At 63.9% G+C, this 22,336-nt stretch carries 19 protein-coding genes and 1 pseudogene; 10 read left to right on the top strand and 10 right to left on the bottom strand.

Annotation, left to right across the window (positions count from 1 at the left end; translation table 11 throughout):
• Positions 1 to 81: 81 nt before the first annotated feature.
• From LOY53_RS11240 to LOY53_RS11230, 3 genes are all read left to right on the top strand, one after another.
• On the top strand, positions 82 to 945 hold the full coding sequence (locus LOY53_RS11240; protein ID WP_085274271.1) for a LysR family transcriptional regulator: 864 nt from the start codon (positions 82 to 84) through the stop codon (positions 943 to 945).
• Positions 946 to 1,054: 109 nt separating this feature from the next.
• Complete coding sequence (locus LOY53_RS11235) at positions 1,055 to 1,972, top strand: AEC family transporter (RefSeq protein WP_252823791.1); 918 nt, start codon at positions 1,055 to 1,057, stop codon at positions 1,970 to 1,972.
• Between the two features lie 34 nt (positions 1,973 to 2,006).
• Entirely contained in the window at positions 2,007 to 2,618 is a 612-nt protein-coding gene (locus tag LOY53_RS11230) for a cell wall hydrolase (RefSeq protein ID WP_252823790.1), read from the top strand.
• Positions 2,619 to 2,765: 147 nt separating this feature from the next.
• On the opposite strand, the gene LOY53_RS11225 is transcribed toward LOY53_RS11230, so the two are convergent.
• Positions 2,766 to 4,931, bottom strand: coding sequence for a TonB-dependent siderophore receptor (locus LOY53_RS11225; protein ID WP_258704019.1), 2,166 nt, complete (start codon positions 4,929 to 4,931; stop codon positions 2,766 to 2,768).
• A 270-nt stretch (positions 4,932 to 5,201) separates the two neighbouring features.
• Between LOY53_RS11225 and LOY53_RS11220 the strand changes: the two genes are divergently transcribed.
• A complete protein-coding gene (locus LOY53_RS11220) occupies positions 5,202 to 6,053 on the top strand; it encodes a CAP domain-containing protein (protein WP_099429112.1) in 852 nt (283 codons plus the stop codon).
• 34 nt (positions 6,054 to 6,087) lie between these two features.
• Here the strand turns inward: LOY53_RS11220 and LOY53_RS11215 are convergent, their stop codons facing one another.
• On the bottom strand, positions 6,088 to 7,062 hold the full coding sequence (locus LOY53_RS11215; RefSeq protein ID WP_258704018.1) for a GlxA family transcriptional regulator: 975 nt from the start codon (positions 7,060 to 7,062) through the stop codon (positions 6,088 to 6,090).
• A 102-nt stretch (positions 7,063 to 7,164) separates the two neighbouring features.
• Between LOY53_RS11215 and LOY53_RS11210 the strand changes: the two genes are divergently transcribed.
• Positions 7,165 to 7,776, top strand: coding sequence for a LysE family translocator (locus LOY53_RS11210; protein ID WP_085274275.1), 612 nt, complete (start codon positions 7,165 to 7,167; stop codon positions 7,774 to 7,776).
• Positions 7,777 to 7,782: 6 nt separating this feature from the next.
• On the opposite strand, the gene LOY53_RS11205 is transcribed toward LOY53_RS11210, so the two are convergent.
• Positions 7,783 to 8,982: an MFS transporter gene (locus LOY53_RS11205; protein WP_258704017.1), complete on the bottom strand. Its 1,200-nt coding sequence runs from the start codon at positions 8,980 to 8,982 to the stop codon at positions 7,783 to 7,785.
• A gap of 113 nt (positions 8,983 to 9,095) precedes the next feature.
• A complete protein-coding gene (locus LOY53_RS11200) occupies positions 9,096 to 9,995 on the bottom strand; it encodes a LysR family transcriptional regulator (protein ID WP_252823785.1) in 900 nt (299 codons plus the stop codon).
• A 117-nt stretch (positions 9,996 to 10,112) separates the two neighbouring features.
• On the opposite strand from LOY53_RS11200, the gene LOY53_RS11195 reads away from it, so the two are divergent.
• The 3 genes from LOY53_RS11195 to LOY53_RS11185 all read left to right on the top strand — a co-directional run bounded on the left by LOY53_RS11195 (position 10,113) and on the right by LOY53_RS11185 (position 14,546).
• Positions 10,113 to 10,463, top strand: a complete 351-nt coding sequence (locus tag LOY53_RS11195; protein ID WP_099429107.1) for a cupin domain-containing protein — start codon at positions 10,113 to 10,115, stop codon at positions 10,461 to 10,463.
• Between the two features lie 268 nt (positions 10,464 to 10,731).
• Positions 10,732 to 13,149, top strand: coding sequence for a glucose/quinate/shikimate family membrane-bound PQQ-dependent dehydrogenase (locus LOY53_RS11190; protein ID WP_252823784.1), 2,418 nt, complete (start codon positions 10,732 to 10,734; stop codon positions 13,147 to 13,149).
• A 128-nt stretch (positions 13,150 to 13,277) separates the two neighbouring features.
• Positions 13,278 to 14,546, top strand: a complete 1,269-nt coding sequence (locus LOY53_RS11185) for a carbohydrate porin (protein ID WP_258704016.1) — start codon at positions 13,278 to 13,280, stop codon at positions 14,544 to 14,546.
• A 146-nt stretch (positions 14,547 to 14,692) separates the two neighbouring features.
• Here LOY53_RS11185 and argE read toward each other — a convergent pair whose 3' ends face one another.
• A complete protein-coding gene (gene argE / locus LOY53_RS11180) occupies positions 14,693 to 15,853 on the bottom strand; it encodes an acetylornithine deacetylase (RefSeq protein WP_258704015.1) in 1,161 nt (386 codons plus the stop codon).
• On the bottom strand, positions 15,846 to 16,523 hold the full coding sequence (locus tag LOY53_RS11175) for a DUF1028 domain-containing protein (RefSeq protein WP_258704014.1): 678 nt from the start codon (positions 16,521 to 16,523) through the stop codon (positions 15,846 to 15,848). Before LOY53_RS11175 ends, argE begins: the two co-directional genes overlap by 8 nt.
• Positions 16,524 to 16,741: 218 nt before the next feature.
• Between LOY53_RS11175 and LOY53_RS11170 the strand changes: the two are divergent.
• Positions 16,742 to 18,147, top strand: a pseudogene (locus LOY53_RS11170) (flavin-containing monooxygenase).
• A complete protein-coding gene (locus LOY53_RS11165; RefSeq protein WP_027593581.1) occupies positions 18,147 to 18,563 on the top strand; it encodes a RidA family protein in 417 nt (138 codons plus the stop codon). The pseudogene LOY53_RS11170 and the gene LOY53_RS11165 overlap by 1 nt, the downstream one beginning before the upstream one ends.
• Here LOY53_RS11165 and LOY53_RS11160 read toward each other — a convergent pair.
• From LOY53_RS11160 to LOY53_RS11145, 4 genes are read right to left on the bottom strand one after another with little or no spacing between them, the layout of a single operon-like run.
• A complete protein-coding gene (locus LOY53_RS11160; protein WP_258704013.1) occupies positions 18,554 to 19,360 on the bottom strand; it encodes a sugar phosphate isomerase/epimerase in 807 nt (268 codons plus the stop codon). The genes LOY53_RS11165 and LOY53_RS11160 overlap by 10 nt on opposite strands.
• Positions 19,357 to 20,097 (bottom strand): SDR family NAD(P)-dependent oxidoreductase, encoded by a 741-nt coding sequence (locus tag LOY53_RS11155; protein WP_258704012.1) that lies wholly within the window; start codon positions 20,095 to 20,097, stop codon positions 19,357 to 19,359. Before LOY53_RS11155 ends, LOY53_RS11160 begins: the two co-directional genes overlap by 4 nt.
• Positions 20,094 to 21,443: an MFS transporter gene (locus tag LOY53_RS11150; RefSeq protein WP_252823777.1), complete on the bottom strand. Its 1,350-nt coding sequence runs from the start codon at positions 21,441 to 21,443 to the stop codon at positions 20,094 to 20,096. The genes LOY53_RS11155 and LOY53_RS11150 overlap by 4 nt, the downstream gene beginning before the upstream one ends.
• A 42-nt stretch (positions 21,444 to 21,485) precedes the next feature.
• Complete coding sequence (locus LOY53_RS11145) at positions 21,486 to 22,313, bottom strand: amidohydrolase (protein ID WP_099454407.1); 828 nt, start codon at positions 22,311 to 22,313, stop codon at positions 21,486 to 21,488.
• Between the last annotated feature and the right edge of the window lie 23 nt (positions 22,314 to 22,336).

Below are 22,336 nucleotides of genomic sequence, written 5' to 3'. Positions count from 1 at the left end.
AGTACGCAGATGCCGGCTTGCCGGCGACCGGCCCCGCACTGACAATGCACGACTGCCCGCTCAGCCCTGGAGCCCCTTCGCGTGTCCCTCAAAGCCCTGCGCACCCTGGTGACCATCGCCCGCCACGGCACCTTTGCCCGTGCCGCCGACCTGCTCAGCCTCACCCCTTCGGCCGTGAGCCTGCACATCAAGACCCTCGAAGACGAACTGCAGGTCACCCTGTTCGATCGCAGCCGACGGCAAGTCGTGCTGACCGAAGCCGGGCAGTTGGCGGTCGCGCGCGCCGAGAGCATCCTCGGCGCCTATGACGAGCTGGCCGATGCTTTGGCCAGTGGCCCGAGCCTGCGTGGCCGTTTGCGCTTGGGGGCTATCCACACGGTGCTGGCCCGGCGCTTGCCCAAAGCCCTGCTGTGGATCAAGACCCACCACCCGCAGTTGCACATCAGTGTCGCGTCGGGCATGTCGGCGGAATTGGCCCGGCGCGTCGAAGACGGCGAACTCGATGCGGCAATCACCACCGAGCCAGTCAGCCCCTACCCACAGAGCCTGGTCTTCACCCCGCTGTTCGCTGACCGCTTCTGGGCTATCGCCAGCCCCGACCTGGCTGGCCAGAGCGTGCCCGAGCTGCTGGCCAGCCAACCGTTTCTGCGCTTCGACAAACGCGCCTGGGCCGGGCGGCAGATCGAACAAGAGCTGCGCCGCCAGCACCTGCAAGTCAGCGAACAAATGGAGTTGGACAGCCAGGAAGCCCTGGCCAGCATGGCGGTGATGGGCCTGGGCGTGGCCATCATTCCCATGGCCGACGCGGACCTGCAGCGCTTGCCGCCGGCGACCTGCCTGCCGTTTGGCGAGCCGCAACTGACGCGCCGGGTGGTGCTGCTGGAGCATGAGAAAAGCCAGCGGCGCCACCTGAGTGCGGTGCTGAAAACGGCTCTGGATGCCTGAAACACCACAACCGTGCAGTTATTCTCAACGGTCACTGAAGAAAACAACGTTTTTACAAACCAAAGCGCCCCCGTAGTCTGTAGCGGTACCCGACGACGGAACGCCGACCATGCTCCACCTGCTGCTGACCACTCTGCTACCCATCATCCTACTGATCGCCCTGGGCACCTTTCTGCGTGTGCGCGGCTTTCTGGCGGAAACCTTCTGGCCCGGTGCCGAACGCCTGAGCTATTACGTGCTGCTGCCGTCGCTGTTCCTGCATGGCCTGGCCACCGCCAACCTCGACGGGGTACCGATACTGGGCATGGTCGGTGTGCTGATGCTGTCGACCCTGCTCGGCGCCTTGCTGCTGGTGCTGTACCAAGGCGCGGTGAACCATGACGGTGCCGATTTCACCTCGGTGTTCCAGGGTGGCATCCGCTTCAACAACTACATCGGCGCGACCCTGGCGGCGGGCATCTATGGCAGTGCCGGCATTGCCTTGGCGGCCGTTGCCAACGCCGCCATCGTGCCCTTGGTCAACCTGCTGTGCGTACTGGTGTTCGCCCGATTCAGCGCACGCCACAGCTCGCCGGCCACGGTACTGCGGGCGATCTTCGCCAACCCGCTGATCGTTGGCTGCGCGGGCGGCCTACTGCTGCGGGTCACAGGGCTGGGCTTGCCGGCAGGGCTTGAGCCGACGGTCAAGGCGCTCGGCCAGGCCGCATTGCCCTTGGGCCTGCTGTGTGTGGGCGCAGCCTTGGGCGGTGCCCGCGTCGGCCGCCAGGTGCGCCCTCTGATGGCCGCCTCGGCGTTCAAGTTCCTGGTCATGCCACTGACGACCTGGGGCCTGTGCCGCGTGCTCGGCTTGGGTGGGCAGGCGGCAGTCGTGGCCGTGCTGTTCCAGGCTTTGCCTACGGCGTCGTCGTCCTATGTGATGGCCCGGCAGATGGGCGGCAACGCACCGCTGATGGCCACCATCATCGCCCTACAGACCGTGGTGGCCGCCGCAACCCTTCCTTTGGTGCTAATGCTTACGCTTGGCTAGACTCTGAATCAACTTATCGATCGGAAGCTCGGCCATGCGCCTCTCGTGGATGGTAATCGGCTTGACCTCGGCCCTGCTTGCAGGCCCATTGCACGCCGCAGACACGGCCAAGGCCGCGGTCGCAGAGGACAAGGCCGAAGTCCTTGAAGAAAAGGTGGTCGAGGACGCCCCGCCGCCGAAAAAGGCCGAAACCATCACCCCTGGCGAAGTAAAAGCAGTCGACCCGGCAGGCCAATCGCCGCTGGACGACAGCATCACCTGCCTGGCCCGCACCATCTATTGGGAAGCCAAGGGTGCCAACGAAAAGGATATGACGGCGGTGGCCAGTGTCGTGCTCAACCGCCTGGGCCATGATGGCTTCCCGGACACCATTTGTGGCGTCGTCAAACAGGGCGTGGAAACCAAGGCCTGCCAGTTTTCCTGGTGGTGTGACGGGCGCTCGGACCAGGTCGAGGAAGCGCAGCGTTACGACATCGCCAAAGAGATCGCGCGCAAGGCGCTCAACCAGCAGCTCAAGGACCCTACCGGCGGTGCGCTGTACTTCCACGACCGCAATGTGCACCCGGATTGGGCCAAGGCCTACCGCAAGACCGCCGAGACCACGCATTTTCTGTTCTACAAGCCTAACCAGGCACTGGCCCGCTGACGTGTGGGTGTGTGGGTGTGGGTGTGCGGTGTGCGGTGTGTGGGTGTAGGAGCAGCCTTGTGCTGCGAAGAGGCCGGTGAAAGCAGCGAAGATTCACTGTGCTTTCACCGGCCTCTTCGCAGCGCAAGGCTGCTCCTACAGTGAGCGTCAGAAGTCTATCGAGCCGGAGAACTTGACCAGGCGCGGGTCGCCTTGGGTCAGGTAGCCGCCGTTGGCGGAGGCCCAATAGTTCTTGTCGGTGAGGTTCTCCACGTTCACCCGCAAGGTGACCTCTTTCTGCTGCACCTTGAACCGGTAACGTGCGCCTACATCGAATCGGTTCCAGGTTGGCAGGGTAAGCGTGTTGGCCGGATTGGCGTACTGGCCACCGGTGCGCAGCATGCGGGCATTAAGCGCTACGCCTTGCAAGCCAGGCACGTCCCAGTCAACGCTGGCGTTAAGCTGGAAGGTCGGTACCCCGACCGCATGGTTGCCATCATTGGCACCGTTCTGGGTGTTTTTCAGTTCTGTGTCCATGCGGGTGCCGCCGGCCATCAGGCGCAGCCCCTGCAGCGGCTCGCCGAACACGCTCAGCTCGATGCCCTTGTTTACCTGCTCGCCGTCCTGGACGAATACATTGCCCTGAACAAAGCCATCGGTGGGCCGCTCGATACGGAACAGCGCCAGGTTGGCACCGAAGGTCTGGTAGTCGAGCTTGACCCCTGCCTCGATCTGTTTGGTCTTGGCGGGTGGGAACACTTCCCCGGCGTTGATGACCTGCCCCGACGCCGTCGCGCCCTGCGCCAGGCCCTCGATGCGGTTGGCATACAACGAGATCGACGGGTTGAGCTTGTAGACGATGCCGTAGACAGGCGTAGTCACCGACTCATCGTAGAACGCGTTGCGCCCAAGGTCTGCGCCCTCGCCGTCATAGGCATACCCTTCGACCCGCAATTGCTGGCGCCTCACCCCTACCGTGACCAGCAGGCTATCGTCGAACAGGCCCAGCGTATCGGACACGGCAATGCTGCGGTTGCGCGTCTTGCCGGTCACCCCAGGGTCATCCAACTTACCACCGGTAAACGTCGGGGTGGTGGGCTTGGGCAACGGGTCAGTGTGATAGAGGTTGGTGGCCTGCGCGTTGTAGAAGACGAACGCATTTTCTTGCTGGGTCCAGATGCTGGCCGCACCGATGTTCAGCTGATGGCTGACCGGGCCGGTCTGCACGCGGCCGTTGATGCCCCCCATGAAGGTGGTGTTGTCTTCATTGTGGGGGATCTTCGAACCGGCGATGGTGGCGTCGCCCGTGGCGGCGTTGGTCAGGATCGGCGTGCCGTAGAAGCCGTTCTCATGGGTGTGCTTGACGCCACCGGCCAGGTAGCCGCTCCAATTGTCGTTGAAGTCGTAGTCGCCCCGGGCCATGCCGAACGTGTCTTCGGTTTCAGTCCAAGCCCAGTTCTGACCATAGTTGTGGTCGGCATCCGGCGCCCGTGGGATATCGGTGAGGCCGGCGCCCAGGCGCACCGAGTTACGCAGGTGGTTGACGCGCTGCTTCTGGTAGCCGAAGTCGGTAGACAGGCGGAAGTTGTCGCCGCGGTAGTCAAGGCCGGCAATGAACAGCTTGCTGCGTTGATCCTGGTCGTCGACTGCGGTTTCGCCTTCACGTTGCGACAGGTTCAGGCGTACGCCAAAGCGGTTGTCCTCACCGAAACGCTGGCCGATGTCCAGGTGTTCGCCAACGCGGCCGTCGCTGCTGATGTCTTGGGTGTAGCGACGGGTCGGCACATCGCCGGCACGCTTGGGCTGCAAGTTGACGTTGCCACCCAGGCCGGTTCCGGTCGGGCTGGCGCCGTTAAGGAAGGCGTTGGGCCCCTTGAACACCTCGACCCGCTCTACCGCATCGGTTGAGATCATCTGCCTGGGCAACACGCCGTACAGGCCATTGAACGCCACATCATCACCGCTGAGCGGCAACCCGCGGATGACGAACACCTGCGACTGGTTGCCGAAGCCAAACGACTGGCGCACGGACGGGTCGTTGAGCAGCACATCGCCGATGTCCTCGGCCTGCTGGTCCTCGATCAATTGCGCGGTGTAACTGGTCATGGTGAACGGCACGTCCATCATGTCCTGATTGCCCAGCACGCCCATCTGCCCGCCCCGCGCGACCTGCCCACCGGCAAAGGCTTGCGGGAGTTCGCCCTTCACCTTGGCAGACTCGGCGTCGATAGCAGTAGCATCCAGCTGGATCACGCCATCAGCCGCCTGTGCAGTAACCGCAACGGAACAGCAGACAGCGAGAAAGGTCGATTGATAATGACGGGGTCGTGCCATGAAAGGCTCCTGGGTATCGGATGGACGCCTTCCTGGCAACGTGGGGTGGAGGGCATAAATTAATCGCGATTGCGAATTGTTTCCAGCTGAAGTTACGAATATTTACCATGTGATCGCACTTTTTGCGCGTCCAGTGGTCTACTTCCTCTTATGCCGCCTGCAACGATTGCCGTCGTTTGTATTGCTTTGCACGGGACTGGGCCAAAAACCCTGTGCTTGTGTAGGATGAGCAGCGCTTACCCCGACGCTGCCAGTCATAGGGAGATTCACATGCGCGTCCTGTCATCTGTTGCCGCCTTGTCGCTGGGCCTGGTCGTCTCGACCGGGGCCTTGGCCGTCACCGGCGAGGAGGCGCAACTGATCGAATCGATCAACGTCTACCGCAGCAAGGCCCAGCCCTGTGGTGGCGAGGCGTCGTTGGAGCTGCCGCCACTCAACAGCGACACCCGCCTGGCGCTGTCGCCCGAGGGCACCCGCGACTTGCAACAGGCCATGTCCCGCGCGGCCTACCCGATGGTCAACGTGCAGGCCATCAGCCTCTCGGGCCCGCGCGATGCGCGCGCGGCCATGCACGCCATCGAGGAGAGCTTCTGCCAGGTGGTGCTCGACCCGCAGTTCGTCGACATCGGTGTCAGCCAGGAAGGCCGCGATTGGCGCATCGTCCTTGCCCGACCGCTGCTCAGCAGCCGCCTGGGGGATTGGCAGGCTGAAGGGCAAAAGGTGCTGCAAGAAATCAACGCGGCGCGCAAGGTGCCACGCCAATGCGGCGGCCAGCCGTTTGCCGCCGCGCCCGCGCTGAGCTGGAGCACCGTATTGGCCGGCGTTGCCGCCACCCATACGCGGGCCATGGCCAACCAGAACTTTTTCGACCATATCGACCGCGACGGCCGCACCCCTGGCGATCGGGCCGAGCTGGCGGGTTACTTGTATCAGCAGATCGGCGAAAACATCGCTGCAGGCCGCGACACTGCGCATAAGGTGGTCGATGCCTGGCTGGCCAGCCCTGGGCATTGCGCGACGCTGATGAACCCGGAGTATCGCGAGCTAGGAGCGGCCTATGCCGTCGACCCGAAGAGTGATGCAGGGATCTACTGGACGGGGATGTTTGGCACACCGCAGTAAAAGCCAGAACAGCCCGGGCGGGCGATGCGGCCGCTCAGGCAACAGCGGCACCTTCGCGCAGTTGCAATGCCGTACAGCCAAAGCGCCGCCGCACGCATTTACCCAGGTGGCTGGCATCCCCCAACCCCACTTCATCGGCAATCTGCGCCAGGCCGTGGCTGGAGTTGAGCAACCGCCAGCGCGCTTGCTGCAAGCGCATCTCCAACCACCAGGCTTTGGCGCTCATCCCGTGGCTGGCCTGGAATTGACGATCAAGCTGACGCCGGCTGATGCACAGCTCTGCCGCCAGCTGCTCGATCGACAACAGTGAACCCAGGTGATGCCGCATCAACGCCAGGGCACGCTGCACCGCTCGCCCGTGCCCTCCCCCTGGCTCCAACGAGCGCAAGGCATGGCGGCTGTCGCGCGTCTCGTCCACCAACATGTCGGCCAAGCCCTTCAGCGCCCGAGCCCGGCCACAGGCGCGCGCCAGCAGTTCCACCGCCAGGTCGATGGCCGCCGTCCCTCCCGCGCAGGTAATGCGCCCACCCTGAATGTGATAGAGCTGGTCGCGCAGCACCTTCAGATGAGGGAAGGTCGCTCTAAACTCGGCTTCATGCCGCCAATGGACCACTGCGTCATACCCGTCCAACAGGCCGCAAGCGGCCAAGAGGAAGGCGGCGTTGTCGACGGCCACCAGCTTCACACCCGCCTTGGCAGCCCGCTTCAGCAACGCCTTGTAGCGCGGTGCCAGTTCAGCGGTGGCCATGGCGTTGCGGCCGCCGAACAGCACCAGGTAGTCGTACTGGGCCATGTCGAGCTGTTCGGCAATGGCTTCCACCTGCACCACCGCGCCACTGCTCGCGGGCACCGGGTCGAGGGTCAAGCCTGCCAGGGTCCAGCTGCAATAGCGCTGCTGGCTGTAGTCTTCGTCATCGGCGCTGAAACGCAGCTTGTCGAGAAATGCACCAAACGGCAGCAGGGCAAACGCCGGCAGTGGCAGGATCAGCAGGCGGATATCAGGGGGCATAGGAGCGCGTCCAGATCAGACCATCGAATGTCTAGATCATACCTTCGAAAAAACGCGTTGTGCCCTAGACTGGCGTTCTCCAACCCTATCAGGCACTCCCCCATGGCACTCGACACCTGGCTTATCTACCTGCTGGCCAGCATCGGCCTGTCGCTGACTCCAGGCCCCAACAGCTTGCTCGCGTTGACCCACGGCGCGCTATATGGCGCACGCCGTACGCTGTTCACCATCGTTGGCGGGGTAGTTGGCTTCAGTGCCTTGATCGCCCTGGCGATGTTCGGCCTCAGTGCCTTGCTGCAAACCTCTGCAGCGGTGCTTGGCATACTCAAATGGGTGGGCGGCGCTTACCTGGTCTGGCTGGGTATCCAGCTGTGGCGCAGCCCGGCGCTGCACCTTGAAGTGACGCAGCGGGCCCGCAGCCTGGGCAATGCGGGCCTGTTTCGTCAGGGCCTGTTGTCGGCCATGGCCAACCCCAAGGTGTTGCTGTTTTATGGTGCGTTCCTGCCGCAGTTCCTCGATCCACAGCGGGGGCTGTTGATGCAGTTCGTGGTGATGGCGGCGACCTTTGCCAGCGTGGAATTCCTGGTCGAATACTGGCTCGCGCGCTTGGCGTTTCGCATTCGACCCTGGCTGGCCAAGGGTGGCAAAGGGTTCAACCGCTGCTGTGGCAGCTTGTTCGCAGTGATCGGCGTGGCGTTGCCACTGGGGCGCTGATTCAGCTCAGCCGCGGCGCCCTTGCAGGAGGAACACCAACAGCGCCAAACCTGGCAGCCCGGCACCCACCAACGCAACCCCCTGCCACCCATACTGGGCAAACACGGCACTGGCCACCGACGAACCCAGCGCCCCGCCCAGGAAGATACTGGTCATGTACACCGCGTTCAGACGCCCTCGGCTTGCCGGGTCCAGCGCATAGACTTCGCGCTGGCCAATCACCATGTTCATCTGCACCGCGAAGTCCAGCAGCACACCGGTCAGCCCAAGGCCGATCACACTGAAGCCCGGTGCCGTCAGCCCGACCAGTAGCGCCACAGGCGCCAGTACCAAAGCCATCAGGGAGCCTGCCCGGGCATGCCCGGCATCGGCCAGGCGCCCCGCGATGGGCGCGGCCACGGCCCCTACCGCCCCTACCAAGGCGAACAGCGCGATCTGGCTCTGCGACAGGCCATGCGCCCCCGCCAACGCGAGGGGTACAGCCGTCCAGTACAAGCTGAACGCAGCGAACATCAACGCCTGGTACAGCGACCGTTGACGCAGCACTGGATAACGGCGCAGCAACGCGACCAGCGACAGCATCAGCCCGGCATAGCTGGCTTTGTGCTCCGGCACCCGGCGTGGCAGGGTCAGCGCCAACAACAGGATAATCGCCAGCATCACACCCGCCGCGCCGATGAACACGCTGCGCCAGCCGAAGTGATCGGCCACCAGGCTCGACACCGGCCGCGCCAGCAGAATGCCCAACAGCAGCCCCCCCATGATGTTGCCGACCACCCGGCCACGCTGTTGCTCAGGGGCCAGGTGCGCTGCCAGGGGAATCAGCATCTGCACCGCGACCGAACTGAAGCCGATCAACAGCGCATAGCCCAGAAACAGCTGCCCTTGGCCGCCGCTGCTGGTGCCAGCCAACAGCAGGCTGATGCAGGCCAGCACCGCGGTAGCGATCATCAGGCGGCGGTTTTCCAGCAGGTCGGCCAGCGGTACCAGTAACAGCAGGCCCAGGGCATAGCCCAGCTGGGTCAGGGAAACGATCAGGCTGGCCCGTTCAGTGGACAGGCCCAGGTCGGGGGCGATCAGCCCAACGATGGGCTGGGCATAGTAGATATTGGCAACGATGGCGCCGCAGCAGAACGCCAGCAGGGTCACCAAGGCCCGGCTCAGGCCAGTGGCCGACGGCTGCTCTGCGGCTAGGGAGGGGTTCATGCGATGTTCCTCGAGAAGGGACGGAATATGCCACACACCTTACCCAGACGTGCCGCAGGCGAGAATCCGGCCAGCGCGCAACAGGGCTTTGCACCCTGCGCAACGCTGACGGGTCAGTGCATCAACAGGCCTTCGCAAAAAGTGATGAAGGCGTTCACGCGGCGCGACCCGCGATGGTTGGGCAAGTACAGCGCGTTGATCCTGTCATTGGCAGTACCGGGGCTCACCTGCCAGTCGCCGAACACGCGCTGCAGCGTGCCATCGGCCACGTCCGCGCGCACCAGCCAGTCGGCCAGCAGGGCAATGCCGCTGCCGGCCAACGCGGTTTCGCGCAACAGGTCGGCATTGGCGCTGCGCAACGGCCCGCTCACGTCCAGCTCCAGCACCTCCTGGCCCCGCGTCATGCACCAGGGGCGCGCCTTCTGCCCATAGCGAAAACGTAGGCAGGCGTGCTCCAGCAATTGCTGCGGGTGCTCCAGTGCTGCGCGCCCGGCCAGGTAGCCCGGGCTGGCCACCAGCCAACGCTCGAACCGGCCCAGTGGGCGGCACACCAGTTCGTCATTGGGCGCAGGGTCGCCCAGCCGGATCGACAGGTCGTAACGGCCATCGAGCAAGTCGTCCAGGCGGTCGCTCAGGTCGATGTCCAGCTCAAGCGCCGGGTGCTTGGCCAGAAAGGGCCCCAAGTGCGGCGCAATCACCCGCCGGCCAAACTCCACCGGCAGGCACAGCCGCAGTACGCCGACCGGTTCCTCGCCCCGGTCAGCGACACTGGCATCGGCTTCATCCAACGCTTCGAAAATGCCCCGGGCCCGCGCGTAGTAACGGGCGCCTGCCTCGGTCAGGCTGACCTGGCGCGTCGAGCGGTTCAACAAGGTGGCCCCCAACTCGGCCTCCAGTGCATCGACCAGGCGGGTCACCGACGAGGTCGCCACGCCAAGCTTGCGCGCAGCCGCGGAAAACCCCTGGGCATCGACCGTCGCCGCGAACATCTTCATGGCCAGCAGCTTGTCCATGTGTCTTCCGTCTTTTAAAGCTCGGAACAGTCCTACAAACCGCTGGGATGGTCAAGAAGCGCGCGACCCCGCAATCACGTCCATAGTGGAAGTACCTCCCTTTGAACGAGATTTCAGATGGCTCCCTTCAACATGCTGAACACCTTGCCTCCCTGCGACCCGACCGCTGCCGAGCGCGTCGACGAACTGCTCAGCCGCCCCGGTGTGCGCATCGAGCGCATTGTTTCCAGCGGCCAATCCAGCCCGCCAGGGTACTGGTACGACCAGGCCGAAGGTGAGTGGATCGTGCTGCTGAGCGGTGCCGCGGGCCTACGCTTCGAGCATGAAAACCATACCCGGCTGCTGCAGCCCGGCGACTGCCTCGATATACCGGCGCATTATCGCCACCGCGTGGAATGGACCGCGCCGGGCATCGCGACAGTATGGCTGGCCGTGTTCTACAGCAGCGCCAGCCCGTGGCCGGAATAGGTGTTAAACGGTCCTATCGGGGCCTGCTGGCGCAGCGTGGCCCCTATAGACGTTGCTTTTCGAAGACTCGACCAAAGTATGAGTACTGATTTCATATCTGCCATGAACGCTTTGTTTACTGCATTTTTCGCTGCCTGATCTAGACTTTTGGCCACACCTTGGCAAGTTCAACCCTGCGACAATCAGCCTCACAAAACTTTGTACTAACTTGTTAATTAGCTTGCTAAGGGCTTAAACTGCGCCCATTCCACCTGCTGAGATCCCTGGCATGAAAGAAACACCGCGCGCCTCTGGCGCCACAACCCTCATTCTGGTCGGCCTGGGCGTTATCGTCGCCCTGCTCGGCCTGCTCCTGGCCGCCGGCGGTATCAAGCTGGCCGGCCTCGGCGGCTCCTGGTACTTCCTGATCGGCGGCCTGGCCATGGCCATCGCCGGTATCCTCATCGCCCGCCGCAAGGTCGCCGGCGCCTGGCTGTATGCCCTGTTCCTGATCGGTACCGCAATCTGGGCCGTGATCGACACCGGCCTGGTGTTCTGGCCGCTGTTCTCGCGCGTGTTCATGTTCGGCGCAATCGGCATGGTCGTGGCGCTGGTCTACCCCCTGCTGGTACGTGCCAACGGCGGCACCGCCGGCCGTGGCGCGTACGGCATCGCAGGTGTGATGGCGGTGGCACTGGTCATTGCCGCAGGCAACATGTTCGTTGCTCACCCAAGCGTCGTCCCGACCGGCAAAGGCCCTGGCATGACCCCGGTCGAAGCCGGCAAAGAGCAGAAAGACTGGGCCCACTACGGCAACACCGAAGGCGGCAGCCGCTTCGCCGCGCTGGACCAGATCAACCGCGACAACGTCAACAAGCTCAAGGTGGCCTGGACTTACCACACCGGTGACGTCGCCATCAGCGACGGCAACGGTGCCGAGGACCAACTCACCCCACTGCAGGTTGGCAACAAGGTGTTCATCTGCACCCCGCACAACAACCTGATCGCCCTCGATGCCGACACCGGCAAAGAGCTGTGGAAAAACGAGATCAACGCCCAGTCCAAGGTCTGGCAGCGTTGCCGCGGCATGGCCTACTTCGACGCCACCGCGCCGTTGGCCCAGCCAACCCAGCCGAACAGCTCGCCCATCGCCATGGCCACTGTCCCGGCCGGTGCCAACTGCCAGCGCCGCCTGCTGACCAACACCATCGACGGCCGCCTGATCGCCGTCGACGCCGACACTGGTGAGTTCTGCCAAGGCTTCGGCAACAACGGCCAGGTCAACCTCATGGCTGGCCTGGGCGATGTGCCGGATTCCTTCTACCAACTGTCGTCCGCACCACTGATGGCCGGTACCACCGTGGTGGTTGGCGGTCGCGTTGCCGATAACGTTCAGACCGACATGCCAGGCGGCGTCATCCGTGGCTTCGACGTCATCACCGGGGCCATGCGCTGGGCCTTCGACCCAGGCAACCCGGAAGACCGCAACGCCCCGGCCGACGGCAGCACCTACGTACGCAGCACCCCGAACAGCTGGGCCCCGATGTCCTACGACCCGGCAATGAACACCGTGTTCTTGCCGATGGGTTCGTCGTCCACCGACATCTATGGCGTAGAGCGCAACAAGCTGGACCACACCTACGGTGCTTCGGTCCTGGCGCTGGACGCTACCACCGGCAACCAGAAGTGGGTGTACCAGACCGTTCACAACGACCTCTGGGACTTCGACCTGCCAATGCAGCCAAGCCTGATCGACTTCACCAAGGATGACGGCAAGACCGTGCCTGCGGTGGTGATCGGCACCAAGGCCGGGCAGATTTACGTGCTTGACCGTGCAACCGGCAAACCGCTGACCCAGGTCGACGAAGTTCCGGTCAAACCGAGCAATATCCCGAACGAGCCGTACTCCCCGACCCAACCAAAATCGGTGGGTATGCCGCAGATCGGCGCGCAAACCCTGACCGAGTCGGACATGTGGGGCGCCACCCCGTATGACCAGCTGCTGTGCCGCATCGACTTCAAGAAAATGCGCTACGACGGCCTGTACACCGCGCCGGGCACCGACCTTTCGCTGAGCTTCCCTGGCTCGCTGGGCGGCATGAACTGGGGCAGTATTTCCACCGATCCGGTGCATGGTTTCATCTTCGTCAACGACATGCGTCTGGGCCTGTGGATCCAGATGATCCCTTCGCAGAACAAAGGCAACGCGGCCTCCGGTGGCGAAGCGTTGAACACTGGCATGGGCGCCGTACCGCTCAAAGGCACGCCGTATGCGGTGAACAAGAACCGCTTCCTGTCGGTCGCCGGTATCCCTTGCCAGGCTCCGCCGTTCGGCACCCTGACCGCGGTTGACATGAAGACTCGCCAAATCGCCTGGCAGGTCCCGGTCGGCACCGTCGAGGACACCGGCCCGCTGGGTATCCGCATGCACCTGCCGATCAAGATTGGCCTGCCAACCCTGGGCGGCACACTGTCCACCCAAGGCGGCCTGGTGTTCATCGCCGGCACCCAGGACTTCTACCTGCGCGCCTACGACAGCAGCAACGGTAATGAAATCTGGAAGGCCCGCCTGCCGGTTGGCAGCCAGGGCGGCCCGATGACCTACGTTTCGCCGAAAACCGGCAAGCAGTATGTGGTTATCACCGCCGGTGGCGCGCGTCAGTCGACTGACCGTGGCGACTATGTGATTTCTTACGCCCTGCCGTAAGACTGCGTCGCCTGCTTCGCGGGTGAACCCGCTCCCACAGGATGATCACTGCACTTGCAAAGGGTGCAGGCCCTGTAGGAGCGGGTTCACCCGCGAAGAGGCCCTAGAACACTACCCGAGACCCCGCAATGCCATCCGCGATTCGCATCACTTCTCCCCTCCTGCTCGCCCTGGCCAGCACCACCGCCCTCGCCGACGGCGACCTGATGACCCGCAACACCCTGACCGGGGACTGGGGCGGCCTGCGCCATCAGCTGGAAGAAGACGGCGTCAAGTTCACCGGCGACTACAGCGGTGAAACCGCCTACAACGCTCACGGTGGCCTGCACCGTTCGGCCCGCTACTCGCAGAACCTCAAGCTGGGCGTGCAGTTCGACCTGTCGAAACTGTACGGCCTGGAAAACGGCGGCAAGGTGCAGTTGACCATCAACGACCGTCGCGGCAACAGCGCCTCGGAAGACCTGGTGGGCAACCGCTTGCCGATCCAGGAAAACTACGGTGGCCTGTACACCCGCCTGACTGAACTGAGCTACGAGCGGACCCTGTTCACCCCTGCCTTGAACGTCAAGCTCGGCTACATGGCCATGGGCAACGACCTCGGCGGCTTGGACAGCGGCATCCTGTGCAACTTCATGAACGCCGGCTTCTGCGGCCACCCGCTGAACATGTCGGGCGGCAGCGGCTGGACCAACTACCCCAACGCTCACCTGGGCGTGCGGGTGAAATACGACCTGTCGCCGTCCTGGCAGCTGCGTGTCGCGGCCTTCAACGTCGACCCCGAGAGCAACGGCAATTCCAGCCGTGCCTGGCACCTGGGGCCCAAGCACGCCACAGGTACCGTGGTACCGGTTGAACTGGTGTACAAACTGCAAGGCGAACTGCCAGGTGAGTACAAGCTGGGCTACTACTACGACAGCTCCGATGTGAAACGCATCGGCAGCGACAAGGAAGTGTCCGGCCGCGGCGGCCATTACCTGCTGATCGACCAGGCCGTGTGGAGTGATCCAAGCTCGCCAGGCCGCAGCCTGCACGCCTTTGGCCAATACTCGGCATCCAGCGAGGCCGCCTCGCCGTTCACCAAGTGGTATGGCACCGGCGTTGTGCTGTACAAGCCGTTCGAAGGCCGCCCGCGCGATACCCTGTCGCTGGGCTATGGCCGTGCCGTGCCAAACCCACGCAGCCGCGATGTGCTGGAAGACGCTGCGTTCAACGCAGGGCAGCAGTTCCCGAACATCGACAGCGCCGAGCAGTTGATTGAACTGAGCTACGGCTACCAGGCCACGCCATGGCTGAACCTGCGCCCGGATGTGCAGTACATCATCGAGCCGGGTGCGTTCTCGGGCAAGGATATCGACAATGCACTGGTAGTGGGCCTACAGGTCAAGGCGACGTTCTGATTCATTACGGCATTGCCCGCATCCTGTAGGAGCAGCCTTGTGCTGCGAAGAGGCCCGTGACAGCACAGTGAATTTTCTCTGTTGTCACGGGCCTCTTCGCAGCACAAGGCTGCTCCTACCAGGAATGCCTAACCGGCAAAAATGACTCAACCTTCGCGCAGGTAATCCACCAGCCGCAGCAGCATCTCATCGCACCCCTGCAACTGCTCGACACTGACAAACTCGTCCGGTTTGTGCCCCTGCTCCATGCTCCCCGGCCCGCAGACCACCGTCGGGATTCCGGCCTGGTCGAACAAGCCGCCTTCAGTACCAAACGCGACCGTGCCGAACGCCGCTGAACCACTGAGCAAGGCGACCAAACGTGCCGCTTCGCTGTCAGCCGGCGTGGCCAGCCCCGGGTAAGCACTCAGCGCCTCAAGGCGAATATCGGCGCCCTGGTTGACGGCGCGCATGCGCGGCAGCAACTCAGCCTCGGCGTAGCCCTGCAACTGGTCAGCTACCCCCTGAGCATCGAACCCTGGCAATGCGCGCACCTCGAAGTCGAATTCGCATTCCTCGGGCACGATGTTCAACGCCCTGCCACCTTTGATCACGCCGGTCTGTACCGTGGAAAACGGCGGATCGAAACGCGTGTCATGGTGCTCAGGCTGTGCCAAACCATTACCGATCTCACCTAGCTTGCCGATCAATCGCGCGGCGTACTCGATGGCGTTCACCCCATAAGGCGCATAAGCCGAGTGACAGGCGGCACCGTGCACCTGGCAACGCATTGCCAACTTACCCTTGTGCCCCAGCACTGGCTTGAGCTCGGTCGGCTCGCCGATCAGGCACAACCGCGGCTTGTGTGGGCGCTGCGCAAGCGCCGCAAGCATCGAGCGTACCCCCAGGCAACCCACTTCTTCGTCATAGGAGAACGCGAGGTGCACCGGAATACGCAAAGGCTGCGCGAGAAACGCCGGGACCGCTGCCAAGACAGAGGCGATGAAGCCCTTCATGTCCGCAGTACCCCGCCCATACAGACGCCCCTCGCGCTCGCTCAAGGCAAAGGGCTCGACCGTCCAGGCCTGGCCGTCAACCGGCACCACATCGGTGTGCCCTGAAAGCACCACGCCGCCAAGGTCCTGCGGGCCGAGGGTGGCAAACAGGTTGGCCTTGGTGCCCTCGGCGTTGTGGAACAACTCGCATTCCACACCAAGATCGGCCAGGTAGTCACGGATGAAACCAATCAGCGCCAAGTTCGAGTCGCGGCTGACCGTGGCAAAACCGATCAGCCGGGCGAGCAGCGCGCGGCTGGTGCGTTCACTCATTGCCCGGCACTCCATAGCTTGGCGCCGCAGTCGGGTCGAGGGCGCGGGTCACGTAGTCCTGCATCTGAGGGCGATAGGCTTGCCACAGGCCATCGAGTTGGCCGATCGGGTCTTCATCGGCCCAGTCGACGCGCAGGTCCACCAGCGGCCAGGTCAGCTCGCCGGCGATCTTCAGCGCTGCTGAATGCACCGGTCCTGCCTCGCCCCCGGCCGCCATCGCCGCCTGCATGGCCGCCAACAGGCGATCCGCCAAGTGCCCGCCGGCCTGTTCAAAAGTGTGCACCATGGCCTCAATCACCTGCTTGGACGCCAGCAAGTTACCCGCAGCAGCGCACTGCTCGCCGGCCACGGCATTGTGCACCCCAAGCGCCTGCTTGCCGGTGAACAACGCGACCTGGCCCTGGCTGTCGATCACGATGACCTGGCGGTATTCGCTCCAGCCATTGGCGTTGAGCACCCTGTCTAGTGCAGCTGCCGGCGGCAACTGGCCCTGCTCCAGCACATCGAGCAACTGCGGCCCCAATGCCGGCAAGGTGATGTTCTGCGTTGCGACCGCCCCCACACCTGCGCGCACCCACGGGCAACGCGCCCCTACCGCGATGCTCGACGAGCTGATGGCGATACCGACTTGGCCGGTTTCCTGGCAACGACCGATGATGGAGAAAGTCATGTGATGGTTCCTGTTGTTCTGTCCGATGCAGGGCATTCTGGGTGGAACCCTCCAGCGCGCGAAACCACCTTTTTCCGAGGGCTTGAAGAGGAAAAAACTAAGGCTGCCCGCTGCCCCTCGAACGGCATGAAAAATCCCCGTCAAGCACCGCTGCAAGCCTTATGAATCAAGGCCTTCGCCGTTTTATGGGCAAGCACTAGCTAAATACTATTTTCGCCATTTGCGCAGCGTCCCTAGTCTGGCCCCAGGCAACGGCGGTCCTCCAAACCGACCTGACAAAAACCGCCTTATAAAGGGCTCGGACATGACTTTGAACAACCTCGAAATCGACACCCTCGTCGTCGGCGCCGGCCAAGCTGGCGTGGCCATGAGCGAACACCTGAACAAGCTCGGCGTACCGCACCTGGTGCTGGAGCGCAAGCGTATCGCCGAAGCCTGGCGTACGGGCCGCTGGGACTCGCTGGTCGCCAACGGCCCGGTCTGGCACGACCGCTTCCCTGGCCTGGCATTCAACCTCGACGCCGATGCCTTCGCCGGCAAGGACCAGGTTGCCGACTACTTCGAACAGTACGTGCGCAAGTACAACCTGCCGGTGCGCACGGGCATCGAAGTGAAGAAGGTGGTGCGCAACAGCGATCGCCCAGGCTTCACCATCGAAACCAACGAGGGCGTGATCCGCGCCAACCGCGTGGTTGCTGCCACTGGCCCGTTCCAGCGCCCGGTGATCCCGGCCATCGCGCCAAAGGACGAGCGCCTGCACCAGATCCACTCCGCCGCCTACTACAACCCCGAGCAGCTGCCCGCCGGCGCCGTGCTGGTGGTGGGTGCCGGCTCCTCGGGTGTGCAGATTGCCGAAGAACTGATGCGCGCCGGGCGCCAGGTATACCTGTCGGTCGGCGCCCATGACCGGCCGCCGCGTGCCTACCGCAACCGCGACTTCTGCTGGTGGCTGGGTGTGCTGGGCGAGTGGGACGCAGAAATCGCCAAGCCTGGCCGCGAGCACGTGACCATTGCTGTCAGCGGCGCACGCGGCGGCCACACCGTGGACTTCCGCGCCCTCGCCCACCAAGGCATGACCCTGGTCGGCCTGACCCAATCGTTCGCCGATGGCATTGCCACCTTCCAGGACAACCTGGCAGACAACATCCGCCGTGGCGACGAAAACTACCTGGCCCTGCTCGATGCCGCCGATGCCTACATCGAACGCAACGGCCTGGACCTGCCTGAAGAGCCGGAGGCGCGCAAGCAACTGCCCGACCCTGAGTGCCTGAGCAACCCGCTGCACACACTCGACCTGGCCCAGGCCGGCGTCAGCACCATCATCTGGGCCACCGGCTACGGCGTGGACTTCAGCTGGTTGCAGGTCGACACCTTCGACGCCAACGGCAAGCCACAACACCAGCGCGGTGTTGCCCGCGAACCCGGTGTGTACTTCCTCGGCCTGCCCTGGCTGTCACGCCGCGGCTCGTCGTTCATCTGGGGCGTGTGGCACGACGCCAAGCACGTCGCCGGGCACATCGCCACGCAACGGACCTACCTGGCCTACCGCGACAGCGAACAACGCGCCGCGGATGAGCAGCAACAACCCACGATCAGCAACGTCAGCACCCTCGGAGCCCACTGATGCCAACCCATACCCGTATCCGCATGTTCAACACCAAGGTCACTTACCCTAATCAGACCCTGGACAACGACCTGTGCCAGGCGGTGCGCGCCGGCAACACCATCTACGTACGCGGCCAGGTGGGTACTGACTTCGAAGGGCGCCTGGTAGGCCTGGGCGACCCTCGGGCACAAGCCGAACAGGCGATGAAAAACGTCAAGCAACTGCTTGAAGAGGCCGGCTCGGACCTGTCGCACATCGTCAAGACCACCACTTACATCACCGACCCGCGCTTCCGCGAGCCGGTGTACAAGGAAGTCGGCAAGTGGCTCAAAGGCGTGTTCCCGATCTCCACCGGGCTGGTGGTGGCGGGCCTGGCCCAGGCCGAGTGGTTGATGGAAATCGATGTAATCGCCGTGGTGCCGGATCAGGCCTGACCTGCCGGCACCCCGCTCAGCCAGGCCTGCGTGACTCGCGCAGCTGCCCTTAGCCGCTCTGCCCCGTGCAAATGGGCAGACGGCACCTCGACGCTGAGGCTGACGTCGCGGGGCAAGGCTGCGAGCAACTGCGCCAACGGCAGTTGCCCGTGGCCAGGCAACTGCCTGCCCTCGCGCGCCTCCTGGATGATGCCGCTGTCGGGTGGGGCCTGCAGTGGGGCATCGCACAACTGCACGGCGCGCAAGTAACGCGGGTCGATTCCGGCAAGGTCCGCTACGGCTGCGCCAGCGCGAAACAGGTGCAGGGCATCGACCAGCACGCTGCTGTTGTCCTGCCCCGCCCCTGCCACCACGGTATAGGCCTGGTGCACATTCGCCACCGGCCGCCAGCGCATGAATTCAAGGTCCACGCGCAGGCCATAACCCCCTGCCAGCTCGCACAAGGCCGCGAAATGCCCGGTCAGCCGCGCGACATCGGCATCATCCCCCGACACCGTCAGGCTTACCGCCCCCAGCTCCGCACCTGCCGCCAGCAAAGGCTCGTAATCGGCGACCACCACCTCGGGCGTCAATGACACGAACTCGATATCAGCGACCCGTACGCCCTCACCCGCCATCACCGCCTTGAGCTCGCGCAGCGCCAGGCTGCCCGCCGTTACCGGGTAGGCCAGCGCAACCGGCATCACCGGATGCAGGCGCAGCCCCACCGCGCTGAAGCCGGCACGGCTCGCCTCGCGCACCAGCACGGCAGGCGCCAGGTCCAGTGCCGTCAAGTGAGCGACGCCCAAGCCCCTCAATAGGTCGCCCTCCCGCCACTGAGGTCGAACACGAAGCCGGTGGTGAAACTGCACTCTGGCCCGGCGATCCAACTCACCATGTTGGCGATTTCTTCGACCTTCAAGAAGCGCCCCATGGGGATCTTGGCCTTGCTCGCTGCGATGTGCTCCGGGATCATTTCGGCCATCAGCGGCGTTTCGACCATCGCCGGCGCCACGCAGTTGAGCAGCACGCCATCCTGCGCCAGCTCCTTGGCTGCGGCCTTGGTGAAAGCGATCACGCCTGCTTTGGCCGCCGAGTACGCCGAGATGTACTGCACGCCATCCTTGCCCGCCATCGAGGCGACGTTGACGATGCGTCCGTAGCCGCGTTCGCGCATGTGCGGGATGGCGGTGCGGCAGCAATAGAACACCCCGTTCAGGTCAATGGCGATGACCTTGTCCCAGGCCGCAGGTGGGTATTCCCAGGCGGGTACCACCGGGCCATTGATACCGGCATTGTTGACCAGGATCTCGACCTGCCCGACGTGTGCAAGCACGTCGGCAAATGCCGCTTCCACCGACGCCAGCGATGAAACATCGACAGACTGGCGCAGCACCGGCTCGAAGCCGTTTTCGGCGGTGTTCCAGCCATCGACCGCCAGGTCCCAGATCACCACGTGGGCACCTGCGGCGTGCAGCCGCTGTGCAATCCCCAGGCCGATGCCACGCATGCCGCCGGTGACGATTGCAGTCTGCCCTTGCAGGTATTGGCTCATTGCTTTGCTCCATTTTCGAGGTTAGGGATGTCTGGCAGACGACGCAGGTCGCTCACCATGAACAGGTAACACAGGGCACCGAGGACGGTGATCGACGACACGAAGGCCAAGGCCCAAACAAACGAACCGGTCATCGAAACGATGATGCCGATGGTCAACGGGGTGACGATGCCCGCCGCGTTGGCGAACAGGTTGAACAGGCCACCGCTCAAGCCCAGCAGGCCCTTTGGCGCGATGTCGGAAACGATCATCCAGGCCAGCGCCGACATGCCTTGGGCGAAGTAGGCGATGCAGAGAATGGCGATTACCAGCGCGTCGGACTCGACATAGTTGGCCAGCACGATCACCGACGCGGTGAGCAGGCCGGCAATCACTGGCAGCTTGCGCGCCACGTTCAGGGAGTAGCCGCGGCGCAGCAAGGCATCGGACAACCAGCCACCGACCAGGGTGCCCAGCGAGGCGGCGATGAACGGCAGCACCGCGACCCAGCCAACCTTCAGCCACGGCATGTGCCGCTCGGTGACCAGGTAGGTCGGGAACCAGGTCAGGAAGAACACATTGGTCGAATTGCAGGCAAACTGCCCCAGGCAGATGCCCAGCATGTTGCGGTGCTTGAGCAGAGCCGGGATCTGCGACCAGCGGAATACCGTGGCTTTCTGGCCACCGTCGACCACGCCACCGCCAGCTGCGATGTAGTCGAGTTCGGCCTGGTTCGCCGTGGTGGACTGGTGCGGTTCATGGTACTTGCGCCACCAGACCAGGCCATAAAGGATGCCCATCAGCCCGACCGCCATCAGCAGAAAACGCCAGCCATAGGCGTGCAGCACCCAGAACAGCAGCGGCGTAAGAAACGCCAGCCCTGTGTATTCGGCAAAGGTGTAGATGCCAGTCGCCCTGGCCCGCTCACTCTGTGGGAACCAGGTCGCCACCACGCGGCTGTTGGTGGGGAAGCACGGCGCTTCGGTCACCCCCACCAGAAAACGCATGCCCAACAGCGACAGAAAGCCCTGGGCCAACCCCTGCAGGCCGGTGAACAGCGACCACAGCGTCAAGGCCAGCCAGTACGTGAACTTGGTGCCCAGCCGGTCGATGAGGATTCCGCCGGGGATCTGGGCCGCCGCGTAGGTCCAGGAAAACGCCGAGAAGATCACCCCCATCATCGCAGCGTTAAGGCCCAGGTCGGCACTGATGCTAGGCGCCGCAATGCCCATCACGCTGCGGTCGAGGTAGTTGATCATCGTGCCGCCGGAGATCAGCGCCAGGATCATGAAACGGGTGCGGGTGCGTTGTTGCAGGCGTGCAGGCGTGTCGAACGCCCCCACGCCGAGGTTCTGTTCAGTGTTCATGACGGTTGCTCTCTTGTTATTGGAATGGCAAAGGGCGGTGCGCTAGGCAAACCCGAACAGACGTCGCGGCGTGTCCCACATGACGGTGCGACGCAGTTGCGCATCCGGCATCAGTTGCTCGGCCAGTTTCAGCAGCGGCCCGTAGTCCACCCGCGAGCGCTGGCGAATGAACGGCCAATCGGAGCCCCACACGCAGGCCTGTGGGCCAAACGCTTCGAGCAGGGCATGAACGTAGGCACTGCTCTGCGCCTGCAGCGCATCGGCCGAGGCGAACTTCTGCATGCCGGACAGCTTGACGCAGGCGCGGCCGCTCGCGGCCAACCGCAGCAAGGCCTGGAAACCCGGTTGGTGAATACCGGCGCTCACCTCCGGGCGGCCGCAATGGTCGATCAACACGCGCGCCGACGTGCGCTCAAGCAGCCCGCGCAGCGCCAGCAACTGGTCTTCGCACACCTGAATCTGCGCAAACAGGTCGAGCTCGGCGAGCTTGCCGAACAACCCGTCGGCTGCATCCAGGCTCGCCACACCGTACAACGCCGGGTTGAAGGCCACCCCGACCACCCCTTGCGCCTGCAACGTAGCCAGCGCATCCAGGGTGATGTCAGGGCTGACCACCGCCACCCCCTTGAAACGCCCGTGCCCAGTGGCGAGCGCGTTCAGCAGGCAGCTATTGTCGGTGTGGTAGCCACTGTTCGGCCCCACCAGCAAGGCATGCTGCACGCCATAGGCGTCCATCACCCGGTTGAATTGCTCAAGGGTGGCGACCTCCTGCCCTGAAGGGGCGTAAGGCGCGTCCGGGTGATAGGGAAAGCGGGCGGGGTCAAACAAATGGTTATGGCAATCGATCTTGGGTTCATCGAAGATGTTCACGCAACACTCCCGTCAAGCGCCGC

The sequence above is a fragment of the Pseudomonas sp. B21-031 genome (assembly GCF_024748985.1).
GTDB classification, from domain to species: domain Bacteria; phylum Pseudomonadota; class Gammaproteobacteria; order Pseudomonadales; family Pseudomonadaceae; genus Aquipseudomonas; species Aquipseudomonas kermanshahensis.
The sequence above is the reverse complement of the archived record's forward strand: the minus strand, read 5'-3'. Positions and strand labels throughout refer to the sequence as shown.

Coding starts and splice junctions, on each gene's coding strand:
- LOY53_RS11230 (WP_252823790.1), top strand. CDS start 2,007: ATGCGCCTCTCGTGGATGGTAATCGGCTTGACCTCGGCCCTGCTTGCA.
- LOY53_RS11165 (WP_027593581.1), top strand. CDS start 18,147: ATGCCAACCCATACCCGTATCCGCATGTTCAACACCAAGGTCACTTAC.
- LOY53_RS11195 (WP_099429107.1), top strand. CDS start 10,113: ATGGCTCCCTTCAACATGCTGAACACCTTGCCTCCCTGCGACCCGACC.
- LOY53_RS11185 (WP_258704016.1), top strand. CDS start 13,278: ATGCCATCCGCGATTCGCATCACTTCTCCCCTCCTGCTCGCCCTGGCC.
- LOY53_RS11175 (WP_258704014.1), bottom strand. CDS start 16,523: ATGACTTTCTCCATCATCGGTCGTTGCCAGGAAACCGGCCAAGTCGGT.
- LOY53_RS11210 (WP_085274275.1), top strand. CDS start 7,165: ATGGCACTCGACACCTGGCTTATCTACCTGCTGGCCAGCATCGGCCTG.
- LOY53_RS11205 (WP_258704017.1), bottom strand. CDS start 8,982: ATGAACCCCTCCCTAGCCGCAGAGCAGCCGTCGGCCACTGGCCTGAGC.
- LOY53_RS11190 (WP_252823784.1), top strand. CDS start 10,732: ATGAAAGAAACACCGCGCGCCTCTGGCGCCACAACCCTCATTCTGGTC.
- LOY53_RS11220 (WP_099429112.1), top strand. CDS start 5,202: ATGCGCGTCCTGTCATCTGTTGCCGCCTTGTCGCTGGGCCTGGTCGTC.
- argE (WP_258704015.1), bottom strand. CDS start 15,853: ATGAGTGAACGCACCAGCCGCGCGCTGCTCGCCCGGCTGATCGGTTTT.
- LOY53_RS11150 (WP_252823777.1), bottom strand. CDS start 21,443: ATGAACACTGAACAGAACCTCGGCGTGGGGGCGTTCGACACGCCTGCA.
- LOY53_RS11215 (WP_258704018.1), bottom strand. CDS start 7,062: ATGCCCCCTGATATCCGCCTGCTGATCCTGCCACTGCCGGCGTTTGCC.
- LOY53_RS11200 (WP_252823785.1), bottom strand. CDS start 9,995: ATGGACAAGCTGCTGGCCATGAAGATGTTCGCGGCGACGGTCGATGCC.
- LOY53_RS11235 (WP_252823791.1), top strand. CDS start 1,055: ATGCTCCACCTGCTGCTGACCACTCTGCTACCCATCATCCTACTGATC.
- LOY53_RS11155 (WP_258704012.1), bottom strand. CDS start 20,097: ATGAGCCAATACCTGCAAGGGCAGACTGCAATCGTCACCGGCGGCATG.
- LOY53_RS11225 (WP_258704019.1), bottom strand. CDS start 4,931: ATGGCACGACCCCGTCATTATCAATCGACCTTTCTCGCTGTCTGCTGT.